At 43.0% G+C, this 23,566-nt stretch carries 12 protein-coding genes and 2 pseudogenes; 11 read left to right on the forward strand and 3 right to left on the reverse strand.

What is annotated here, in order from left to right; genetic code table 11:
* Positions 1-12: 12 nt before the first annotated feature.
* From GA520_RS09040 to GA520_RS09065, 6 genes are all read left to right on the forward strand, one after another.
* Positions 13-936: a DapH/DapD/GlmU-related protein gene (locus tag GA520_RS09040; protein WP_163340997.1), complete on the forward strand. Its 924-nt coding sequence runs from the start codon at positions 13-15 to the stop codon at positions 934-936.
* On the forward strand, positions 933-1,496 hold the full coding sequence (locus tag GA520_RS09045) for a hypothetical protein (RefSeq protein ID WP_163340995.1): 564 nt from the start codon (positions 933-935) through the stop codon (positions 1,494-1,496). Before GA520_RS09040 ends, GA520_RS09045 begins: the two co-directional genes overlap by 4 nt.
* Positions 1,489-2,439 carry a ketoacyl-ACP synthase III gene (locus GA520_RS09050; RefSeq protein ID WP_205749423.1) on the forward strand — a complete coding sequence of 317 codons (951 nt, stop codon included), beginning with the start codon at positions 1,489-1,491 and terminating at the stop codon, positions 2,437-2,439. The genes GA520_RS09045 and GA520_RS09050 overlap by 8 nt, the downstream gene beginning before the upstream one ends.
* Complete coding sequence (locus tag GA520_RS09055; RefSeq protein ID WP_163340993.1) at positions 2,439-2,684, forward strand: phosphopantetheine-binding protein; 246 nt, start codon at positions 2,439-2,441, stop codon at positions 2,682-2,684. The genes GA520_RS09050 and GA520_RS09055 overlap by 1 nt, the downstream gene beginning before the upstream one ends.
* Complete coding sequence (locus GA520_RS09060; RefSeq protein WP_163340991.1) at positions 2,656-3,624, forward strand: glycosyltransferase family 2 protein; 969 nt, start codon at positions 2,656-2,658, stop codon at positions 3,622-3,624. The genes GA520_RS09055 and GA520_RS09060 overlap by 29 nt, the downstream gene beginning before the upstream one ends.
* Positions 3,625-4,809: 1,185 nt before the next feature.
* Entirely contained in the window at positions 4,810-6,498 is a 1,689-nt protein-coding gene (locus GA520_RS09065) for a hypothetical protein (RefSeq protein WP_163340990.1), read from the forward strand.
* A gap of 304 nt (positions 6,499-6,802) precedes the next feature.
* Here GA520_RS09065 and GA520_RS09070 read toward each other — a convergent pair whose 3' ends face one another.
* Together GA520_RS09070 and GA520_RS09075 are read right to left on the reverse strand one after the other, a co-directional pair.
* Positions 6,803-6,994 (reverse strand): hypothetical protein, encoded by a 192-nt coding sequence (locus tag GA520_RS09070; RefSeq protein WP_163340988.1) that lies wholly within the window; start codon positions 6,992-6,994, stop codon positions 6,803-6,805.
* Positions 6,995-7,031: 37 nt separating this feature from the next.
* A pseudogene (locus GA520_RS09075) lies at positions 7,032-8,591 on the reverse strand (IS3 family transposase).
* A 69-nt stretch (positions 8,592-8,660) separates the two neighbouring features.
* Here GA520_RS09075 and GA520_RS09080 point away from each other — a divergent pair.
* Positions 8,661-8,814: pseudogene (locus GA520_RS09080) on the forward strand (DDE-type integrase/transposase/recombinase); the annotation flags it as partial.
* A 115-nt stretch (positions 8,815-8,929) separates the two neighbouring features.
* Here GA520_RS09080 and GA520_RS09085 read toward each other — a convergent pair.
* Positions 8,930-19,243: a discoidin domain-containing protein gene (locus tag GA520_RS09085; protein ID WP_304511313.1), complete on the reverse strand. Its 10,314-nt coding sequence runs from the start codon at positions 19,241-19,243 to the stop codon at positions 8,930-8,932.
* Between the two features lie 522 nt (positions 19,244-19,765).
* Between GA520_RS09085 and GA520_RS09090 the strand changes: the two genes are divergently transcribed.
* From GA520_RS09090 to GA520_RS09105, 4 genes are read left to right on the forward strand one after another with little or no spacing between them, the layout of a single operon-like run.
* Complete coding sequence (locus GA520_RS09090; protein ID WP_163336906.1) at positions 19,766-20,749, forward strand: glycosyltransferase family 2 protein; 984 nt, start codon at positions 19,766-19,768, stop codon at positions 20,747-20,749.
* Entirely contained in the window at positions 20,736-21,785 is a 1,050-nt protein-coding gene (locus GA520_RS09095; RefSeq protein WP_163336905.1) for a glycosyltransferase family 2 protein, read from the forward strand. Before GA520_RS09090 ends, GA520_RS09095 begins: the two co-directional genes overlap by 14 nt.
* 17 nt (positions 21,786-21,802) lie before the next feature.
* Entirely contained in the window at positions 21,803-22,627 is an 825-nt protein-coding gene (locus GA520_RS09100; protein ID WP_163336904.1) for a glycosyltransferase family 2 protein, read from the forward strand.
* Positions 22,628-22,635: 8 nt separating this feature from the next.
* On the forward strand, positions 22,636-23,550 hold the full coding sequence (locus GA520_RS09105; RefSeq protein ID WP_163336903.1) for a glycosyltransferase family 2 protein: 915 nt from the start codon (positions 22,636-22,638) through the stop codon (positions 23,548-23,550).
* The last annotated feature ends 16 nt before the right edge of the window (positions 23,551-23,566 follow it).

Below are 23,566 nucleotides of genomic sequence, written 5' to 3' on the forward strand. Positions count from 1 at the left end.
ATTTAGGCTTTTATGGAAACCAATATAGTTGAACTTGTAGATCTCCTGGGAAAGCAGTATGTGGGGACTGAAACACTAAACGCTGAGAAACTCCAAGATATAGAGAGCACTTCTTTCACATGGACTAGAACACCAAAATCACTATGTCTAGCTGCGAACAAGCAGTATCTCGTGCAGGCGTTACAAAATGAGAATGTTTATTGCATAGTGACATTGCCCAGTTTAATCACTGACATCGCGAGTGACAAATCGTTTATCATAACTGCTAATGCTGCTGAGTTCTTTTATACTTTACACAATGCCGGAGTGCACAGATTTAAGGGGCGGGCCGATTCTTTTGTCAAATCTAGGGTTGGGGCTAATTGTAATATTGCAGACACTGCCGTTATTTCCAACAGTGTGTCAATCGGAGATAATGTAAGTATTGGGTACGGGACATATATAGGGGAGAACACCATTATTGAGGGTGGTGTAGAGATTGGTCCAAATTGTGTAATTGGTGTTGATGGGCTGTTTGGTAAAAAGATTCAAGGCAAAAATACACATATTAAGCATTTTGGAGGAGTTAAAATCGGGCAAGACTGTAAAATCCATGCATCTGTAACTGTTGCCCGTTCTGTCAATCATAGTGAGTTTACAACGGTGAATAGGGCGGTCCATTTAGGACACAGATCAAATGTAGGTCATGATGTGACGATCGGTCGAGACAGTACACTTTCAGTTGGTGCAGTGGTTTGTGGTCGCGTGATTGTGGGTGAAAACTGTTGGATAGGCGCTGGTGCGATTGTTTCTAATATGTGTAAGATTGGTGATGGAGCCCAAGTTCGAATTGGTTCAATAGTTGTTAAAGATGTATTAGCGGATTCCGATGTTTCAGGTAACTTTGCTGTCGACCATAGGTGTAATTTGCGAAAATATCTGAGGAAAAACAGATGAATGTTGATAACTCATACTATTGTTACAAGGGTGCTAGAAATTATGTACATAGTACCGAGATTTTTAACTCAATTATTTTTGGACTTGCCTATGGAGATCAGAAAAATATCGATTTTTCTCTCTCAACACAGTTAAAAAATGAATGGGAGTTGACTTCAATAAAGCCTGTGGGTGAAGTACAAGTTGTCGGTTACTTTAAGCTGGCAAAAACTACATTCTACATTCTAGAAACCACAAATCCTGTCTCTCGTAGGGTAGTGGATAAGGAACAGTCCATCCTAGATGCGTCTATGATTGAAGCAGCATCGATATCGATACCATTTGGTTCAATTGGTTGTACTGCAATTGAGGGAATTGTATCAGGATTTAAATTACTGTTGCAAAATGAAGTATACAAGGAAACGATGAAGAAATATCTTTTTATGAGAGTCACACTAAAATACATTCCTGATGAGAGTGTGACTGTATTATTCAAACGTCGCTTTGGAAAGAAGTTTCTTGAGGGAGAGATTTTCTGTAAAGAAGTTCAAATAGGAAAAATATATTTCATCGATGAGTAAGAATATGCTTGGTATAAAAAGTATTGGAATTTACCTGCCTGAAAACAGGATAGATAATGTTGCAAGGGCAAAGGAGTTTGACCGATCGGAGGATTTTATTCGAGAGAAGGTTGGCTTCGTGTCTCTTCCCCGAATTGACAATCTAGAGACTACATCAGACATGTGTGTTAAAGCTTGGGAAGATCTTCAGAAAAGGGTCTGCGTGGATTTAGCAGACATTGAGTGCCTTGTTTTATGCACACAGAACCCTGACAATTATGGTCTACCCCATACCTCTGCAATAATTCATGAAAAAATAGCTGCTCATACCAATATGGCAGTTTTTGACATATCACTTGGGTGCTCTGGCTATGTTTACAGCCTGAATGTGGTTACAAGTTTCATGGCTGCAAATGGAATGCACAAAGGTTTATTGTTTACAGCTGATCCCTATTCAAAAGTTATTGATCCAAAAGATTATGTAACTGACCTGATCTTTGGAGATGGGGCTACCTGTACTTACATTTCAGACGATCCCGTTTATAAAGCTGGAAAGACTTTATTTGCCACAGATGGCACTAAACATCGAGCGATCGCTGTTGATGGAGAAACCGGTCAACTTGGTATGAGTGGACAGGATGTATTTAAGTTTACGATGAAAGTTGTGCCCAAGCAGATAGCAGCATGCCTTGAGGCGAATGGGTTATCTAAAGAAGACATCGATCTTGTTTTACTTCATCAGGCGTCAAGGTATATTGTTGATAACATGACGAAGAAACTCAAATTTCCCGCAGATAAGGTGCCCTTTATCTCGCAAAAAACAGGTAATACTGTATCTTCAACAATCCCAATGATGCTTGCAGATCAAATACTGGATCAGCACAAACATATACTGCTATCTGGCTTTGGAGTAGGATTGTCTTGGGCAACTAGTATCTTAATAAAGAATATGAGTGAGGGGTGATGATTAGTAAAGAAGAGTTTTACGCAATAGTGGATAAGGGGTTGAGTGAAATTCAGGATGAGAAACCCGATGATAAGATAAAGGGAGATGATACGTTTCATTCATATGGCGTTGATTCTCTCGACATGATGAATCTATTGCTGTTTCTTGAAGATGAGTTGGAAACAGACTTAGATGATATTGATAATGATGAGACTTTGACGCCAAATAGAATTTATGACTTTATCGCAAGTGAACAACAGTAACCCGAGCATAAGTGTCGTCATTCCCGTATTCAACTCAAAAGACTCGTTAATTGAGCTCTGTAATCGTTTAGATCAAGTTTTCAGAACTGTTTGCCGAGAAAGCTTCGAAATTGTTTTTGTGGATGACTGTTCAATAAATGCAGGTACTTGGAGTACTCTTGTTAAATTGAGTAGAGAGCATTCGTTTGTGCATGCCCTGCAGTTGAGCAAGAATTTTGGGCAACCGGCAGCCATTATTGCAGGTATGGCTCATTCGAGGGGTAAATGGATTGTAACAATGGATGATGATTTGCAACACCGGCCTGAGGATATTCCCCGACTGCTAAGCAAACGTGATCATGACGTTGTAATTGGTAAGTTTACTGAAAAGAGATGTAGCACAGTGAAAAAGATGTCAAGTAATATAAAAAGCTACTTTGATATCTTTTTGCTTGGAAAGCCTAAGGAACTGGCAACCTCGCCTTTTAGATTGATAAAGCGAAGAGTTGTGTCAGAGATTCTTAAAATCCAGACCTCTAGACCTTTTCCGATAGCAATGTTGCTTTCGGTTACTTCAGATATCGTAAATATTGACGTTCCTCATGAAGTGAGGAAGTACGGTAAGAGTAATTACAATTTGAGAAAATCGTTCTCTCTGTTTTCGAACATGTTGTTTAACAACTCTTCACTGATGCTCCGCCTCATGAGCTATTTCGGTTTCTGTCTCTTTTTAATAAGTATTGGTCTTGGGGGATTTCTCGTTCTTAAAAAGGTGATGTCTAATCAGGCCGTGCCCGGATGGACATCTCTTATAGTCGTTACTCTAGTATCAACAGGATCTATTATTTTTTGTTTGGGTCTCTTGGGGGAGTACATCGCTAGGCTTCTGGCAGCTGTTGAGAAGCAAAGAACTTGGGCTGTAAAAGAATCTACTTTTATTGGCGGCGATGGTCAAAATTAATAGATTTAGTGCAATTAATCCGGGTGCATTGGGCTTAATTGCACTGTATTTGGTTACGAGAGCTTCCAATCAAGTACTGTTTAAATTGGTTGCTACAAGCTCAACCAGCTATAGTGATATTCTTTTCAAACCCATATTTTACCTGAGCTGCATGTTATTTTTGCTCCAAGCAATTATCTGGGTCAAAGTTTTGAGGTCAGTCTCCCTAGCTGTCGCATACCCTTTCACTGCTCTCATCTTTATATTCATTCTATTTAGTGGGAACTTTTTTTTTGGAGAACCAATTGACGTTGGTCACCTTATAGGTGCAGCCATAATAATTTACGGAGCTCTAGTCATTGCCACCGATCATGAAAACGGATAGACGTAATGATATAATACGCATATAAAAAAGAAATGTTAGTAGAATATCTCATCATTTATTTCTCATTAGTCCTTACTGCATTTGCCCATCTTCTTTTAAAAATTGGTGTAAGTGTAGATCCTACTGTTACTGGATTAAAAAAATACTGTCATCCATATATAATCTCAGGTTATATTCTGATGATACTAGCTGTTGTAATGAATATTCGTGGGTTACGACATGTACCCCTGAGAGATTTAGCTTTTATTCTGCCATTTATCTACGTCCTTGTTCCAATGTTGTCTGCTATCTTCTTAAAAGAAAGAATGACATACAGCAAAGTGAAAGGAACTTTGTTAATAATTATAGGCTCTATCATTTTCAACATTCCAATTAAAATATTATGACGTTTATCTGAGTGTTGATCGGCCCTCTTTTAATATCGTAAGGACGGCACTTTATTCCGAAAGCGACCGCTAAATGATTAAATTCACACTTAATCATCTTCCGAACCAATGTGTTTTTTGATTGTCAAAGATACCTTGTGTTTTCTGGGAACCATAGATGAAAACGGTATCAGCAACTCCTCGTAGTGGGCCGAACCATCCTGAAATATGATAACATTGATGATGAAGGTGCTTTAATGACCATCTACTAACTGACGTTGAGGATAATGAATTGACCTTGCTCGTCCTCAGTTCTCTTAATGGTCATGCAGCAGTTACTAAACCCTTGCCGCAGCGTCTTTTGAAGTTTGCTATGGAAGAGGGGTAATTAGATTAAAATTTATACATATTTGAGCTATGACAACATCGAAAAGATTAATATTTGTGATCATAACAATGATATCTGTAGTTGCTGTTGGTTATATTATATTTACGCCATATTATTTAACTAACGATGGTCTTAATATGAGATTCTTGGCTGAGGGAAATTATGCAAATATGCAATTCACTCCCTCTGATTTTTTAATGTTTACTTCACCAATATATGGATTACTTTTACATAATTTGTATCTTATTTTTCCAGATATATATTGGTATGATCTAATGTTTTCTTTTAGTAGTTTGCTGTCCTTGTTGATTTTTTTATTATGTGTTTCTTCATATGTCAATTCACTGAATAAGTTTATTGTAGTATATATATTTATCGTATGCTTCTTTTCTAAGATACTATATTCTCCTCAGTTTACATTCGTATCTGGTTCTTTAGCACTAGCTGCTGTTGTTATCATTAGTGAGGCATTGATAGCTGAGGCAAGGAGTAAACTGGTAAAATATTTGATGTATATGAGTTATTGTTTTGTTGTTGCGTTGTCATTGTTGATAAGAAGTAAAATGTTATATTTAATAATGGTGACAGGGATTGTTTTGTTGCTCTTGCAAATAGTAATTAATCATAAAATTAACAAACACATAATACACACATTTATTCAGTATGTAATTACATTTTTGTTGTTGGCATGTTCATTGCTTTTTGCTGAAAAAAACTATTACAATTTTAATATCGAAAATCAAAAAAAATATGATCTTATAAAGCTTAATGCAATGAGAGCACTTATACATGATGGAGCGTTCACATTAGATGACCATTTGAAAGGCGATTTGAAGCATGAATTGGAAAATAGAAACGGTTGGTCAGTTAATGATTATTTGATGATTAGGACATGGATGATGGTCAATCCAGAAATATATAACATTTCCAGTTTTAATGAAAATTTAGCAGTTATAAGTGATAAAGTTACAAAGAAATATAATCTTAAAGAATCAATCTATAGTACTGTTTTTTTATTATCTCAAAGCTATGATAAATATATTCTTTACATTTTCTCCATTGTTTTTTTTATATTTGTTTATGGGCAAGGTTTTATAACAAAATATAATGCCATTACAATTGGAATAGTTGTTGTGGAATTTTTTCTTTTGTCGATTTGGATTAAGGTGCTACCAATAAGGGTGTGGTATATTCTTTTTTTAGTCACATTTTGGTTTGTGATATATTTTTCAAATGAGAGAAAAAAGGAACCTGAATGTGAATATAATAATTGCAAAAAATATTTAAATATTGCATTTTTCGTATTGTTTTTTGCATGTATTACTTTCTCGGATTACGTTCAAAACAGGTTTGATGGTTATTATAGATTAGAAGCATTGGGTGAGTTGGATGCTTTGGATAAAGAGGCTGTCTATGTAAATTTTGGTGGGCTTAATTATGCGACTTTATTGGTTAGGCCTTTTAATGATCGACAAATATTATCTGAGTTCAAGTTTATTAATGTTGGCACAAATGGCTTAATTCCACAAATTCAGGATTCTTTTAAAAAATATGGTTTGGTTGATTACGAAAAATCACTGTGTGACAACGATTCTGTTTATTTAAAAGGCCGTAGCTATTACGAAAATGAGTATGACCGAATGTTTATATTTAAAACATTTATGAAAGAACACTATGGGCAAGAAGTTCATTTTGAAGAAATATTTAATTCAAAACGTTTCTCATATGTAAGATGTGTTACAAAAAAGAACAATTAACAGAATGAAATAATATATCATCTTTTTCCAGCGATTACTGTTTACACCCACTGCTGTTTGAATGAATTAATAAAAAAAGGAAGCATCTAAATGATGTACAGCTCATAATGAGCATATGGCCGAGTTTGATCATATGAGGATGCTACAGAAAATGCCTGCAAGGGTGAAAAGGTGTTTTAGCACCCAGGATAACGTATAATAAATTTGGTTCATCCCCGAAACGCGTACCTAAAGAAAGTGTTGCAGCAAAGAGACATGGCATGAGACAATTTGTTTGGTATCTAATCAAACAAAATCTGAGGTCTCAGCCATCCCCATTTTCTCTATCAAAAAACTCTAACCCGGTGACGCTTTCGCCTGATTCGTGTGGGAAGTAGCCTCCAGCATTGGTACTGTCAAGGGTCAAGATAAACGCTCCGCTCTGCTTCGCGCCCTTGACACCACCAATGCTTCCGGCTGCAGAGTCGTCATACGATGATTTTTCACAGAAAATCATCTTGATTTTCATCTGTTCTTTGACAACGATCGCATAATCACGCGGTCTTCAGAATTTGATCCACGTTAGTTTCAGCCTCGTGTGGGCAGTTGAGCCACACCTCCTGGACCGGTTGCCAGTTGCGACTTTTGCCGCTCCACCGATTGGGCTGCTTTTGCTGTGCCTGCCGATACACCTTATGGCGGTTTGCCAGGATGTTTGCATCTTCACCACGATGCCGCTGACCCGGGGTCACAAAGCGAATCGCACTGTGGAGATGCTCTTCGTTGTACCAGCATACGAACTTTCTGACCCATTTCCTGGCTGTATCAATGCTGTCAAAGCCATGAGTCGGATATTCAGGGCGATATTTACAAGTCCGAAACAACGACTCCGAAAATGGATTGTCATTGCTAACCCGCGGCCGACTGTAGGACGGCGTGACGCCGAGGGCCTCCAGTTTGGCCTTCATGGTAAAACCTTTTTGCGGGCCACCGTTGTCCGCATGCAGCACTGGCGGCTCCAACAGGCAACCCTCGGCAAGGATCGCCTTGTGCAGGAGCTTTGCTCCAAATTCTGCACTCTCAACTGGATGAACTTCCCAGCCAACTATTTTGCGACTGAATATGTCTACGATCATGTACAGATAGTAAAACATTCCTCGGATCGGAGACGATAGCCAGGTGATATCCCAGCTCCAAACCTGGTTGGGGCCTGTCGCACAATAGCCTTGTGGCGGATAATGGCGCCGTGGCTTTGCATTCCGACCGCGATGATGCTGTTCGTCTGCCTCGTGAAGAATGCGGTAAAATCTTGATTCTGAGGCAAGATAGAACCCCTCATCAGCGAGTCGGGGAACCTATCTGTCCTGGTGCCATACTGGCGTATGCCGGCTTATGGCAGGTATCCAGAACGCTTTGCCGTTCTTCCGGTGTCAATTTGTTTGCCGGTTCCGCCCGCGCAATCAGTGGGCGCTTGTCAGACTGCACTCTGCCATTCTTGATCCAGCGCTGGTAGGTGCGCGGGTCAATGTGCGCCACCTTGCAGGCAGGCGCCAGGCGGGCACCATTTTGGCGAGCAGTATTTATCAGCGCAACTATTCTACGGCGATCAGGGGTGCTGATCATTCGTCCTCGGGGTCCTCCCAGATCGCCTGAACCTTTTTTTGCAACACCAGTAACGCCGCTGCTTCAGCAAGAGCCTTTTCTTTGCGATGAAGTTCCTTTTCCAGATCCTTGATGCGCTTGCGGTTGGTTTTCTGCTCCGATTTCAGCTTAATACTGGCTTGCTTGTCCCAGTCATTGGCGGCCTCGCAGGCCTCGCGCCACACTGTGAGTTGCTCGGGATAAATGCCTTTTCGTCTGCAGTACTCAGCGGTTTCCTCTTCGTTCAAGGAGGCGCTCTCCAGCACCGCCGCGAACTTATCCCTGGCTGTCCAGCCTTCAGGGCTACTGTCTCCATCTGGCAAGAGGATGCCTTTGCGGCGGGCTTCATTGCGCCAGTTGTATAAGGTCGGCTCGCTGATGCCTTCCTCTTTGGCCAGTTGGCTGATCGATTTGTTGTGCGGTGGCATCATCTTCCTCAACACCGCCTCTTTTCGTTCTGTTGAATACTTCATGCATGAACCTCCTGCCCCCTTTTATAATGGGTTTCAGTTCATACGGCAACTTCCCTGACACTGGGGGATATCTTGAGAGGGCTGAAGATCGACAGGCCTAATCATGTATGGTGCGCTGATAACACCTATAGTACTTGCCATGAAACGAGGGCACTTGTATCTCGTTTCCGTCATGGACTGGTATAGCCGATCAGTACTTTCCTGGCGGCTATCGAACACGATGTAAAGCGACTTCTGTGTCGCAGCCCTTGAAGAAGCTTCTTGCCTCAGAGTCTTTCAAGGTTGCTGAGGAAGATGGTTAATAAGTAGTTTTCAGAATTGATTTGCCGGCGTAATAGTTATTCCATCAACTCGTATTGAAAGACGGTCGCTGATTCTGGTGCTATTGTTTGCTGACTGCAGCTAATAAGTAATATTATTTTCGATAAACTTTCATCAATGTTGAAAGAGCATGAGTAGCCTGTACCGTCATTATCCTTTATAGACATAGTATTTGTTTGATAATTGACCTCAAATGTGCCATCAAGAGTCTTTTCGGTGGAGTTCGTTTTATCTGTCTCAAAACCAAAAACCACATTCTCCTTATAAATTGGTGTCTCAGATTCTATAAAGGTCAGGGTTGAGTTGAGAGGTTTGACTGGTGAGGTAGATGTATCTGTCAATGTCCAAACGCCTGTCAGTTTGTCATCATTACCTTCATGGAGCATGAGCCGGTTTGTCAAGTAGGGTTGGTATGGTGTAAATCCCCAAGTTATTGTAGAAGGATCTTCTGGATTATATTTATCAAGAACCTGAAGTTTATAGGTTTCTACTAAGATCTGTTTAGCAGAATCAGTTAAGTAATCGAACGGGGATACGTAAACCCCCCCGATTTCTGATATTCGTCCGTCTGTTCTATTAAGGTCTATTAGCCCGAACGCGGAAGTCTCGTGCGTTCCTGACTCAACTGTTTGACCGAAGCCAATCATTGTTCCTTTTTCAATACGTTGCCCAACAAGTAACTCTGTCGAAGCAATACCAGCATGCCATCCAAATAGTCCCTCATTGTATTCAATCAGTACACTGAAAAGCTGGTCTTCACTATGGGTAATTTCCAATACTGTTCCTTCTCCCCAACTTTGAATCGGGGTATCTTTTGTAAGATCAACCCAAACGTAATATAGTCCAGCTGGTTGATCTTTGTAATGTGTTCCAAATCCCGATATTCCTGCTTCTGAAGTGAACAAAAACCTGTCTATTTCAGCAGGAAGTTCCAAACGATTTTGTGAGGCGTTTTCTGGTAATGTCAAGGTTATATGATTAAATAATGGGTCTAGTGAGCCAGTTTCATCGTTCGAGATGGTATTGTCTGTTTTTGTTTCATCTGTGTCGCTTGACAAAGATAAGGGTTTTTCAATGGATTGTTGTGTATCTATTCCTGCAGTAGATTTTATTTTTTCTGATCCGTCATCGGGGATTCCGACAACAATATCGGATTCCTGACTCATATTGCTAAAAGAATCAACGGCCCGTACCACGAATTGATACTCCTGTCCGTTATTGAGCCCTGATACGTTATATGTGGAATTTGTGATAAGTGAATCGTTGAGTTTTACTGAATTGATTGAGAAAGCTGTAATTTCTTTGAGATGGAATCTGGTATTTGCAGAGTTATACAGCCCAGTAACCTTGATGAATCGGCCTTGTACACCCGCCACCGTATCTTCGATATATCCTTTATGCTGTCCACTGCTTCGGTCGACTACCTGCTCGTAATCTATACCGTCCGTGGAAACAGCCACGGTATAGCGATAAAATCTTCCATCGCCGTCCCAGAGATGAATTCCGATAGACCCTAAAGTGTAGATTTTTCCAAGATCGACAACCATGTTTGTAGGGACATATCCATAGGCAAAACTATTGTTGTTCGTTGTTATGCCGTCGATAAGAGTCGCAGAATAGAAATCTGCTGTGGCATTCGCTCCGGAGGTCATTGTGGCAATATCTTCTTGAATGCCATTGTTTTCGACCTGGTAAATATTGTAACCTTTGAGATCGGTTTCCACGTTGGTGTTCCATGAGAGGAGGACTTCGCTATTGCCGCTAGAAACTTGAATACCATTAGGAGGGGCAGGTTTACCCGCAGTTGCCGTGACGGTGTCACTGAGCGCACTTTCCTTGCCTGATTTATCAACAGCTGTGATCTGGTAACTGTAGTCACCGCCTATGACCGTATCGCTGTCCGCATAAGATGTGTCAGTAGGAAGCGTAGTGTTGAGAAGAGTGCTGTTTCTGTAGACGTTGTAGCCAGCGAGATCGGTTTCACTATTCGGAGACCATGTAAGGCTGAGTGTATTGTCGCCTGGATCAGAAATAGAGAGACTTGTCGGAATCGCAGGAGCAATGCCGTCATCAGGCACCCCGACAACAATATCGGATTCCTGACTCATATTGCTAAAAGAATCAACGGCCCGTACCGCGAATTGATACTCCTGTCCGTTATTGAGCCCTGATACGTTATATGTAGGATTTGAGATAAGTGAATCGTTGAGTTTTACTGAATTGATTGAGAAAGCTTTAATTTCTTTGACATAAAATCCAGCATTAGCAGAGTTGTATAGTCCATTAATCTTGATATATCGTCCCTGTACATCGTCGATAGTGTCTTCAATATATCCTGAGTGTTGTCCACTACTTCTATCGATAACCTGTTGATAGTTTATGCCATCAGTGGAAATTGCAACGGTATATCGATAAAACCTCCCATCACCGTCCCATAAATGAATACCGATGGCTCCTAAAGAGTATACTTTCCCAAGATCGACGACCATGTTTGTTGGGAAAAATCCATACGCATAATTTTTATTGTTTGTTGTTATGCCATCGATGAGCATCGCTGAATTGACATCAGCTGAGGCAGTCGCACCACTGCTGATCAGAGCGACATCTTCCTGAGAAGCAGCATTGTCGATCTGGTATATCTTGTATCCTTTAAGGTCGGTTTCCGAGTTAGTGTTCCAGGAGAGGAGCACTTCGCCATTACCACTTGAAGCTGTAATGCCACTGGGTGGTGCAGGTTTACCAGCTGTAGCCGTGGCAGTGTCACTGCGTGTGCTTTCCTTGCCGGATTTATCGACAGCGGTAATCTGGTAACTGTAATCTCCGCCCAGAACAGTATCGGAATCGGAGTAGGAATTATCCGTGAGGAGGCTGGTGTTGAGTTTGTTACTGTTCCGATAAAGGTTGTAGCCTGCAAGATCATTTTCAGTGTTCGCTGCCCATGAGAGGTCCAGGGTGTTATCACCTGGATCGAGGATTGAAAGACCTGTAGGGGAGACGGGAGCTATGCCATCATCAGGGATACCGACAACGATACCGGATTTATGACTCGTATTTCCAAATGAGTCGAATGCACGGAGGACGAATTGATATTCATCGCCATTATTGAGCCCTGTAACGTTATATGTGGTGTTTGTAATCAGTGAATCGATGAGTTTTAAAGGACTGACCGGGAATGCTTTAATTTCTTTGACATAAAATCCAGCATTAGCAGAGTTGTATAGTCCATTAATCTTGATATATCGTCCCTGTACATCGTCGATAGTGTCTTCAATATATCCTGAGTGTTGTCCACTACTTCTATCGATAACCTGTTGATAGTTTATGCCATCAGTGGAAATTGCAACGGTATATCGATAAAACCTCCCATCACCGTCCCATAAATGAATACCGATGGCTCCTAAAGAGTATACTTTCCCAAGATCGACGACCATGTTTGTTGGGAAAAATCCATACGCATAATTTTTATTGTTTGTTGTTATGCCATCGATGAGCATCGCTGAATTGACATCAGCTGAGGCAGTCGCACCACTGCTGATCAGAGCGACATCTTCCTGAGAAGCAGCATTGTCGATCTGGTATATCTTGTATCCTTTAAGGTCGGTTTCCGAGTTAGTGTTCCAGGAGAGGAGCACTTCGCCATTACCACTTGAAGCTGTAATGCCACTGGGTGGTGCAGGTTTACCAGCTGTAGCCGTGGCAGTGTCACTGCGTGTGCTTTCCTTGCCGGATTTATCGACAGCGGTAATCTGGTAACTGTAATCTCCGCCCAGAACAGTATCGGAATCGGAGTAGGAATTATCCGTGAGGAGGCTGGTGTTGAGTTTGTTACTGTTCCGATAAAGGTTGTAGCCTGCAAGATCATTTTCAGTGTTCGCTGCCCATGAGAGGTCCAGGGTGTTATCACCTGGATCGAGGATTGAAAGACCTGTAGGGGAGACGGGAGCTATGCCATCATCAGGGATACCGACAACGATACCGGATTTATGACTCGTATTTCCAAATGAGTCGAATGCACGGAGGACGAATTGATATTCATCGCCATTATTGAGCCCTGTAACGTTATATGTGGTGTTTGTAATCAGTGAATCGATGAGTTTTAAAGGACTGACCGGGAATGCTTTAATTTCTTTGACATAAAATCCAGCATTAGCAGAGTTGTATAGTCCATTAATCTTGATATATCGTCCCTGTACATCGTCGATAGTGTCTTCAATATATCCTGAGTGTTGTCCACTACTTCTATCGATAACCTGTTGATAGTTTATGCCATCAGTGGAAATTGCAACGGTATATCGATAAAACCTCCCATCACCGTCCCATAAATGAATACCGATGGCTCCTAAAGAGTATACTTTCCCAAGATCGACGACCATGTTTGTTGGGAAAAATCCATACGCATAATTTTTATTGTTTGTTGTTATGCCATCGATGAGCATCGCTGAATTGACATCAGCTGAGGCAGTCGCACCACTGCTGATCAGAGCGACATCTTCCTGAGAAGCAGCATTGTCGATCTGGTATATCTTGTATCCTTTAAGGTCGGTTTCCGAGTTAGTGTTCCAGGAGAGGAGCACTTCGCCATTACCACTTGAAGCTGTAATGCCACTGGGTGGTGCAGGTTTACCAGCTGTAGCCGTGGCAGTGTCACTGCGTGTGCTTTCCTTGCCGGATTTATCGACAGCGGTAATCTGGTAACTGTAATCTCCGCCCAGAACAGTATCGGAATCGGAGTAGGAATTATCCGTGAGGAGGCTGGTGTTGAGTTTGTTACTGTTCCGATAAAGGTTGTAGCCTGCAAGATCATTTTCAGTGTTCGCTGCCCATGAGAGGTCCAGGGTGTTATCACCTGGATCGAGGATTGAAAGACCTGTAGGGGAGACGGGAGCTATGCCATCATCAGGGATACCGACAACGATACCGGATTTATGACTCGTATTTCCAAATGAGTCGAATGCACGGAGGACGAATTGATATTCATCGCCATTATTGAGCCCTGTAACGTTATATGTGGTGTTTGTAATCAGTGAATCGATGAGTTTTAAAGGACTGACCGGGAATGCTTTAATTTCTTTGACATAAAATCCAGCATTAGCAGAGTTGTATAGTCCATTAATCTTGATATATCGTCCCTGTACATCGTCGATAGTGTCTTCAATATATCCTGAGTGTTGTCCACTACTTCTATCGATAACCTGTTGATAGTTTATGCCATCAGTGGAAATTGCAACGGTATATCGATAAAACCTCCCATCACCGTCCCATAAATGAATACCGATGGCTCCTAAAGAGTATACTTTCCCAAGATCGACGACCATGTTTGTTGGGAAAAATCCATACGCATAATTTTTATTGTTTGTTGTTATGCCATCGATGAGCATCGCTGAATTGACATCAGCTGAGGCAGTCGCACCACTGCTGATCAGAGCGACATCTTCCTGAGAAGCAGCATTGTCGATCTGGTATATCTTGTATCCTTTAAGGTCGGTTTCCGAGTTAGTGTTCCAGGAGAGGAGCACTTCGCCATTACCACTTGAAGCTGTAATGCCACTGGGTGGTGCAGGTTTACCAGCTGTAGCCGTGGCAGTGTCACTGCGTGTGCTTTCCTTGCCGGATTTATCGACAGCGGTAATCTGGTAACTGTAATCTCCGCCCAGAACAGTATCGGAATCGGAGTAGGAATTATCCGTGAGGAGGCTGGTGTTGAGTTTGTTACTGTTCCGATAAAGGTTGTAGCCTGCAAGATCATTTTCAGTGTTCGCTGCCCATGAGAGGTCCAGGGTGTTATCACCTGGATCGAGGATTGAAAGACCTGTAGGGGAGACGGGAGCTATGCCATCATCAGGGATACCGACAACGATACCGGATTTATGACTCGTATTTCCAAATGAGTCGAATGCACGGAGGACGAATTGATATTCATCGCCATTATTGAGCCCTGTAACGTTATATGTGGTGTTTGTAATCAGTGAATCGATGAGTTTTAAAGGACTGACCGGGAATGCTTTAATTTCTTTGACATAAAATCCAGCATTAGCAGAGTTGTATAGTCCATTAATCTTGATATATCGTCCCTGTACATCGTCGATAGTGTCTTCAATATATCCTGAGTGTTGTCCACTACTTCTATCGATAACCTGTTGATAGTTTATGCCATCAGTGGAAATTGCAACGGTATATCGATAAAACCTCCCATCACCGTCCCATAAATGAATACCGATGGCTCCTAAAGAGTATACTTTCCCAAGATCGACGACCATGTTTGTTGGGAAAAATCCATACGCATAATTTTTATTGTTTGTTGTTATGCCATCGATGAGCATCGCTGAATTGACATCAGCTGAGGCAGTCGCACCACTGCTGATCAGAGCGACATCTTCCTGAGAAGCAGCATTGTCGATCTGGTATATCTTGTATCCTTTAAGGTCGGTTTCCGAGTTAGTGTTCCAGGAGAGGAGCACTTCGCCATTACCACTTGAAGCTGTAATGCCACTGGGTGGTGCAGGTTTACCAGCTGTAGCCGTGGCAGTGTCACTGCGTGTGCTTTCCTTGCCGGATTTATCGACAGCGGTAATCTGGTAACTGTAATCTCCGCCCAGAACAGTATCGGAATCGGAGTAGGAATTATCCGTGAGGAGGCTGGTGTTGAGTTTGTTACTGTTCCGATAAAGGTTGTAGCCTGCAAGATCATTTTCAGTGTTCGCTGCCCATGAGAGGTCCAGGGTGTTATCACCTGGATCGAGGATTGAAAGACCTGTAGGGGAGACGGGAGCTATGCCATCATCAGGGATAAATGTCACAACTTCAATATTATCAACAATCCAGCCCAAGTAATTATTATAAAGAGCATCTTGAGTGTCAAAATAGAAGCGTACGTAAACTGATTTGTCAATATACGAGCTGAGATCGATTTTGACTTTTTCCCAAAATGTCGCTGAATAAACAGATTGATAAACAGTGGTAAAGTTGACGTTGTCTTCTGATACCTGCACTTTTGCAGTGTCGTAGTAAGACAGCTTTTCTGTTTTCAGGTAATGGTTGAAGCGGAGTTCTGCTTTTTCAAGCCCCTGCAGATCGATGGGCTCAACAGTTGTAATATGACCCCAGTTGCGGAAGCCGGTATCGTAGGTATGGGTTGATTCGAGACCATAGTACCAAGCTGAAGGACTGGATTTCCAGCCATAGTAGCTGCTTATATGCCAGAGGCCGTTTTCACCAGCGTCGTTGGAACCACCGGTTAGCGCAAATTTTGTGGTGCCTGTTTCAGCGGTATCCAGCCAGACAGTTGAAACAATGTCTGTAAAAAATGTATGGTATTCACCGCCATTATTGTCCTCTGTGCTATTTCCTGCCTGATCAGTTGCCCTAATCCAGAATTCATAGCTTGTGGCGGCCTCAAGATTGTCTAATTGGATGGAATGGGTAAGCTGAGATGTGGATAGCTTCTCAACCCAGTCCGTTTCATTTTTTACACGGTAAAATAGTGTAGAGGTGCTTTGTTCACTTGTATTCCAACTGATCGCTGCACTCTTATGGCTGATGCCTGTTACGAGGATTTCGTTTATTACAGGAACAGAGGTATCGATTTGAGCAGTATCCGTAACATTTACTGCTACACCATTACCGTTGTCAGAGTCAAAATAGGTTACTGTCAGTGTCTCGCCTTCAGCTACCTGAACAATTGATGATATGACAAAACTTCCTGTGAAACTGCCGGAATTGGCACCGGTCTCAGTGAGTACGATATCCTGGCCTATGTCATTAGTAGAGCTGATATGTATAGTTGCCTGATCCAGTCCGGAGGTGGTGTCGAGATCAAGATCCGTTACTGTCACGGTCGCGGTTGAAGAGGGCTGGTAAAACTGCTGATCAAATGACACTGTGCCAATGCTGGATCCGGACTGGAGTCCTGTCGCTACCAGACCGTAAGGCTGTGGTCCTGTTGGGATGTTGTAGGCTTTTACTGTAACGGTGTAGACTCCCTCAGCGGGATTCGTGATAAGTACATTTTCAACCACATTTACCCTGTCATTGGTACCTGCCGTCACTGAAGAGCCGTTGGAGAAAACATTCCCTAAAAATGTTCCAGAGGGACCTGTTACGGTCAAGTCGAGGTCATTCACCAGTTGAAGAGCCGAGCTGAGTGACGGGAAATAGTCGGTCCAGGCCAGGGTCACTTTTACCGGTTCGCTCCCGCTTGCATAAAAGGTGTATGTGTACTCCTCGCCAGTGTTGAGTCCGGTTGTATTATCATCAACGAAAAGGGTATGACTGTCACCGGAAAACAGGAGGGTATTGTCAAGGAGTATTCGTCCCCAACCTTGTCCTGTACTCGGAATGGGGGCATCCGTATACTCCCCTGTCATATTGACCGCGCTATTAACGAGAGTTGCCTTGACAAGGGCGGCGCTTGGTGTTTTGGCGTCTGTTGTGGTCGCAGTCCCTGAAGGATAGTATCCATCAGTAAAGTATTGGCGTACCAATGCTGCACTCCCTGCGTGGGTTGGCGCAGACATACTGGTACCGCTCATGGTGCGGATATCGTAATTGAAGGTTGTGATGTCGCCGTCGCTGTTGGCGGATGAAATGTAGTGCCCTGGCGCCGTGACGGTTGGCTTAATCCGGCCGTCATCGGTCGGGCCGTTGCTGGAAAAATAGGCTACATCTTCCTGGTTGTAGCCGCTGTGGGCGTTTTCACTAGCTCCGGAAGTGAGAACATTTTTTGCAGTACCCGGAGAGCCAATCGTATCTGCAGCAGAACCGGAATTTCCGGCTGAGAATACAACCAGAAAATCCTTGTGGTTCCACATAAACTCATCCGCATCCTGGGAAAAGGAGGTGTAGGCGCCAGATACAGAGGAACCCCAGGAGTTAGAATGGATTCGTGCACCGTCGTTATACGCCTGCTGGAAGTACGTGTTGAGATCATAGGGGATTCCGGTCAGTGAACCACCGTAACCAATATCCTGGATAACGAGTTTGGCATCGTAGGCTACACCGTTATACGAATTATTGGGTCCGAGTGATTTTCCTGCAATGGTCCCTGCAACATGGGTCCCGTGATCATGAGCGTCCCAGTCTCCGTTGCCGGCGAGATCGTGATAGGAGAGTACTTTTCGCTGGTTTTGGTTGACCGTTGCAGCAGGGATACCTTGGCTTTCATCCCAGAAAAATGCCATGTCGACATCAAGCCCGGTGTCGCCAACACCAACTATTTGACCGGCTCCGGTAAGACCTCTCTCCCACAACGGATTGGAGTTAACGATATTGCTTTGCACAACCCAGTGCATGGTATCGTTATTCAATGTGGGCGGGACGAAAGGCTCGATCCACTCAACATCCTGGGATTGTGCTAGGTATTCTGTAATATACTGCAATCCGTCAGAGTCAACCTCTATAAGAACGCGGCTTTTCCTGGTGTCACTTGAGTTCAGTACAACAGCAACATCAGTCGATTCGATAAGCGCATAGAGAGCCGGCAACTTGTTGTTTTCAAATGTCTGAACAGTCAGAAGAACCTTTTCAGGCAATGAGGCAATCATTTCCTGATCGGTTTCGATGGGTTCAGGTTCGTCGGATAGAACGTCCGGGTCACTGAAAGCCAGGAGACTATCCACCTTGAGCGTTTGACGGGGCGGCAGGTCGAAGTGCGCTTTTGAGAGGACTTGCGATTCAGAGGTGAACAGTGCTTTCGCTATTTTATAGGCGGGATGATAGTAATCAATCCATTTGATAAATGGGAGTTGGGCAATAATATCTTTTGTACCCTCAGTCATTGTTACCACAAAAGCGTTGTTTGGGATGTAATTCCCTAACCTACCCCCTGATGTCTCTACACTGTTTTTCCATTGTTGTTGGACAGGTCCTGAAAACTGTACGAGGTAGCGTACAGGAACACCAGATGCTGCAATTGAAGAATCGAATAAAAGACTTGCTGGGATATCAACCCTTCCGAGAGAGGTGTCAAACCCTCCGCGTTGAAGAAGGATGCCGTTTGGGTTGGAAACAAGAGTTTTAGGGTCAACAAACGATTGTATTGCAGTGGATGTAGTTGATTCTGTTTTGGTCAAATCGACAACACTCTTCCCTGTACCCTGGTAATTGGTGTGGAGGATTATCTTTGAGCTTTTATTCTTTTCCTTCGTATCAATACGTGCAGTAACTGGTCCAGGTGATGGTGTTTCTCCTGAGTCCTTCTCGTTATGCTGCGAGATGGCATCGGTGACAGGTGGAGTGGGGGAGTTTGGCGGTGTTTCCTGTTTGAAAATCACGCCGGTGATTCCGATCGTCAGAAGAAGGATGGAGGTTGTTATGAGGAGTTTCACGTTTTTCATAGAATCACCATTTCTTCAAGTTGGACGAGGGTTATACTCATTTTTTGGACTGTAATACTGTAATCCGATTACGATACTGTAAGTCGAGGTTCGGTAACGTTGTGACTCCGGGGTAGTGGTTTACATGCTTCTGGTCATTAACGTACTGAAAAAGAACTATTTTTATGAAGCTATACAAAACACTGCACATTTATACAGTTGTCACTACTACAATGTAGAGCAAGGTGAGTGCCACATTGGGTAAAGATTTGGTAAGGTTTGTGTTTCGGGAATCTTTTTTGGAGCTCACATTTTGCTCCTAATAGATGATTCCGTGAGTTTTTTGATATCGTGACAAATGATTTAGGAAATTGATCGCTGATGAATGTGAGGGAGTAAAAAAATACTTTGCGTCCTTGACTGATTGGTATTAAAGATAACAGGTTTGTCTCGCTTTCATCACATGTATCAGATCGATTAGAGAGATGCGGGACTCAACTAAATTGCATTTTACTACTATCAATATAACCTGGAGCGCTTACCGTGCTAGTTTCCGTGGTACTTCCTCTTCTCAATGAAGAGGAGAATATTCCCCTGTTATACGATGAACTTAAAGGTGTTCTCGTGGGCCTTGAGTGTGATCACGAGATTGTCTTTGTTGACGACGGCAGTACGGATACCAGCCTGGAGCTGATGGAAAACATCCAGGCCAAAGATGACAAGGTAGTTGTAGTCACCTTCAGGAAAAATTTTGGGCAGACTGCTGCCATGGCTGCCGGTTTTGATTATGCAACCGGTGATGTCATTATCACCATGGATGCAGATCTCCAGAATGATCCCCATGATATCCCCTTACTCCTTGAAAAGGTTGATGAGGGAAACGATGTTGTGACTGGCTGGCGTTTTGATAGAAAGGATAAATTTATCAGTCGACGCCTTCCTTCAATCATTGCCAATAAACTCATTTCGGTTACGACCGGTGTAAGTTTGCACGACTACGGTTGTACCCTGAAGGCCTTTCGTCGTGATGTGATCAAAAACGTTAAACTCTATGGTGAGATGCACCGTTTTATTCCGGCTATCGCCAGTGGTATGGGGATTGATTTTACGGAAGTAAAGGTTAACCACAGGCCGCGACGTTTCGGGACATCCAAGTACGGCATTTCAAGAACGATTCGAGTCCTTCTCGATTTGATGACGGTAAAATTTCTGCTCAGTTATGCCACCCGGCCTATTCAGGTTTTTGGGCTGATGGGGTTTTTATCCGGTGGCGCTGGGTTTCTTATTGCCATGATTCTGAGTATTCAGAAATTGTTCTTTAAAATGCCGCTGGGCGACAGGCCGATGCTGTTGCTGGCCATAATGCTGATATTTATCGGTTTTCAGTTTGTAACCATGGGGCTGCTCGCAGAGCTGCAGGCGAGGACCTATCATGAGTCCCAGAATAAACCAGTATATTTTGTCAGAAGGGTGATTGGCGGTAAGGCCGCTAAATCCGAGGGGAGCGTGGGCAATGCCCCGACATGATCCGATATTCGAAATAATCATCCCTAACTGGAACGGAAAACAACTCCTGGCTGAATGTCTGCAATCGCTTCGAAAGCAGACCAGCCAGGAGTTTTCGGTTACGGTGGTTGATAACGGTTCTACCGATGGGTCCGTTCAGTTGCTGCAAGAGGAGTATCCGGAAGTTAACCTTGTATGCTTCGATCAAAACCGTGGATTCAGCGTGGCTGTAAATGCCGGTATTTGTCAAAGCAGCACTGATTGGATTTTTCTACTCAATAATGATATCGAGGTTGCACCAACATGTATTGAAGAGTTACTTAAAGGGATTCAGGCGTACCCATCGTACGATTCCTTTGCTCTCAGAATGATGAGTTTCAACCAGCGTGATGTTTTTGACGGTGCCGGGGATGCTGTCTTAAGAGGCGGAGTAGGATATCGTATCGGCACTATGGAAAAAGGTCATGGTCAGTACGACAATGACCGCGATGTTTTCGGGGCCTGTGGTGGAGCTGCCTTATACAGTCGCAAATTTTTTAAAACTGTTGGTATTTTTGATGAGGATTTCTTTGCCTATCTCGAGGATGTCGACCTGAATATGCGAGCGGTTAAAGCGGGTTTAAAATGTAAATATCTTGCCTCCGCAACCGTTTATCATATTGGCAGTGCCTCAACAGGCTCAAAGATAAACCCGATGACAATACGGCTTTCAACCAAAAACAATTGGAATGTTCTGGTAAAAAACTATCCGGCCTCGCTTCTCTTTCGTCTTGCACCTGTAATCGCTATCTACCAGTTTATGTGGTTTCTTTTTGTCTGTAAAAAGTTAATGATCGCCCCCTATTTTCAAGGGTTGAATGCAGCGGTTAGCCAATACAAAAGAATGAAACCAAAGAGAAGAGATCTGGCTATCACCCAGACTATTACAGATAATGATTTTGCCAGATTGCTTAAAGAGAGTGAGCGTGAAGCTGTGCAATCCATAATGGACAGGCGCTCTGAAGAGGGAAAGTCAAACCATCTTCTGAACATTTATAGAAAACTCTTTCTCCGATAAAGTACGATATTGTTTTTATGAACACCTGTCCTGAAGTCCTCGCCGTTATTGTCACTCATAATTCAGAGACGGTTTTACCGTTATGCCTCAAGGCAATCGGTGCTCAGGAAGATGTGCTATGTTCTGTCAGTATTGTTGACTGCGGTTCTGCTGATACAAGCTATCTCTACTCACTTCAAACGAAATTTTCCTTTGAGCTTGTTGAAGAATCGAATATTGGCTTTTCAAGGGCTAACAACAAAGGGTGTGAATCAGCAAGTTCAACCAGTGAGTTCGTTGTCTTTCTTAACCCCGACACCATTCTCCCCAGGAAGTATTTGTCTCAGGCTGTTGAAATACTTACTCGAAATCCCCAGGTCGCCATTGTGTCCGGAATCCTGGAAGGATACGATCCGCAACAGGGTACTCCAACCGGGTTGGTGGATTCAACAGGCGTGTTCAGGAAATGGTACGGCCGTTGGTACGACCGCAACCAGGGCGAACCGCTACAGAATGTTTCACTGGCATCTCAGGAACTACCAGCAGTTTGCGGTGCCTTGATGGTCTGCAGAAAAGAAGCATTGAGGGGATTAGGTTCTGATATCTTCGATAATGATTTCTTCCTGTATAAGGAGGACATCGAACTTTCACTTCGTCTTCGAAAAAGGGGATGGAAATTATTGTTCACCCCCAACCTCCACGCTTATCATTGTCGCGGATGGCAGATGGATAGAGGGACAATGTCACTTCAAACCCGTTTGACTGCTGCCCGAAGTGAAGTACTTCTCTACCGTAAACATCCGTCACCCTATATGGTGTGGGCGGTTTTAAAATATATTGCTGTTCGATGGTTTCGAATGTGATGATGGATGTGAAGATTTCAATACTTATCCCTACATATAATGGTGAGGAAACACTGCGGGAGCTCTTTGCTGTGCTTCATTACCAGACTGTGCAGCCAGACGAAATACTCGTTGTCGACTCTTCCTCCACCGATAATTCGGTCGAGATTTGTAAGAAGCATGGTGCTGAAGTCATGATCATCCCCCAGGATGACTTTGATCACGGTGGGACCAGAACTCAACTGTGTCAAAAGGCAAAAGGAGAAGTAGTTCTTTTCTTGACCCAGGATGCCATACCCACCAGCCGGGACGCGATCGAAAAGCTGATACAACCACTCATTAATGATTCAACTATTGCTACGAGTTATGGCAGGCAGCTGCCCGATAAGCATGCCGGTTTCCCGGCTGCTCATCTTCGCGGCTTCAACTATCCGTCGAAATCGATCATAAGGCGTTATCAGGATAGGGAACAGCTTGGTATTAAAACTATATTTACCTCAAACTCTTTTGCAGCCTATCGCAAGACAGCGCTTGCAGAGGTTGACTACTTCAAGAACGGTTTGATTTTTGGTGAGGATACCTGTACTGTTGGACGGTTACTGCAGCGAGATTATGGCATTGCCTATGTCGCTGAAGCGATGGTCTACCACAGTCATAATTATGACATGGGGCAGGAGTTTAAACGTTCCTTTGATATAGGAGTGTTGCACAGTTTAGAAGCTGATCTGTTTGACGATTTTGGTAAAGCCGAAAAACGTGGCATCGATTACGTTTCCTCCGGCTTGGGAATGTTGCGTAAAAAACGTCAATATGGCGAGATGTTCGATTTTATGAGCCGGGTAGTGATGAAGTATCTTGGCTATAAAATAGGGCGGAAACATAAGGTTCTGCCAAAAAGTCTGGTTATGCAGCTAAGTATGCATCGTAACTGGTGGAAGAGTTAATCTTTGATAGACTTGT

The organism is Desulfopila sp. IMCC35008 (assembly GCF_010646885.2).
In the GTDB taxonomy this organism is placed as follows: domain Bacteria; phylum Desulfobacterota; class Desulfobulbia; order Desulfobulbales; family Desulfocapsaceae; genus Desulfopila.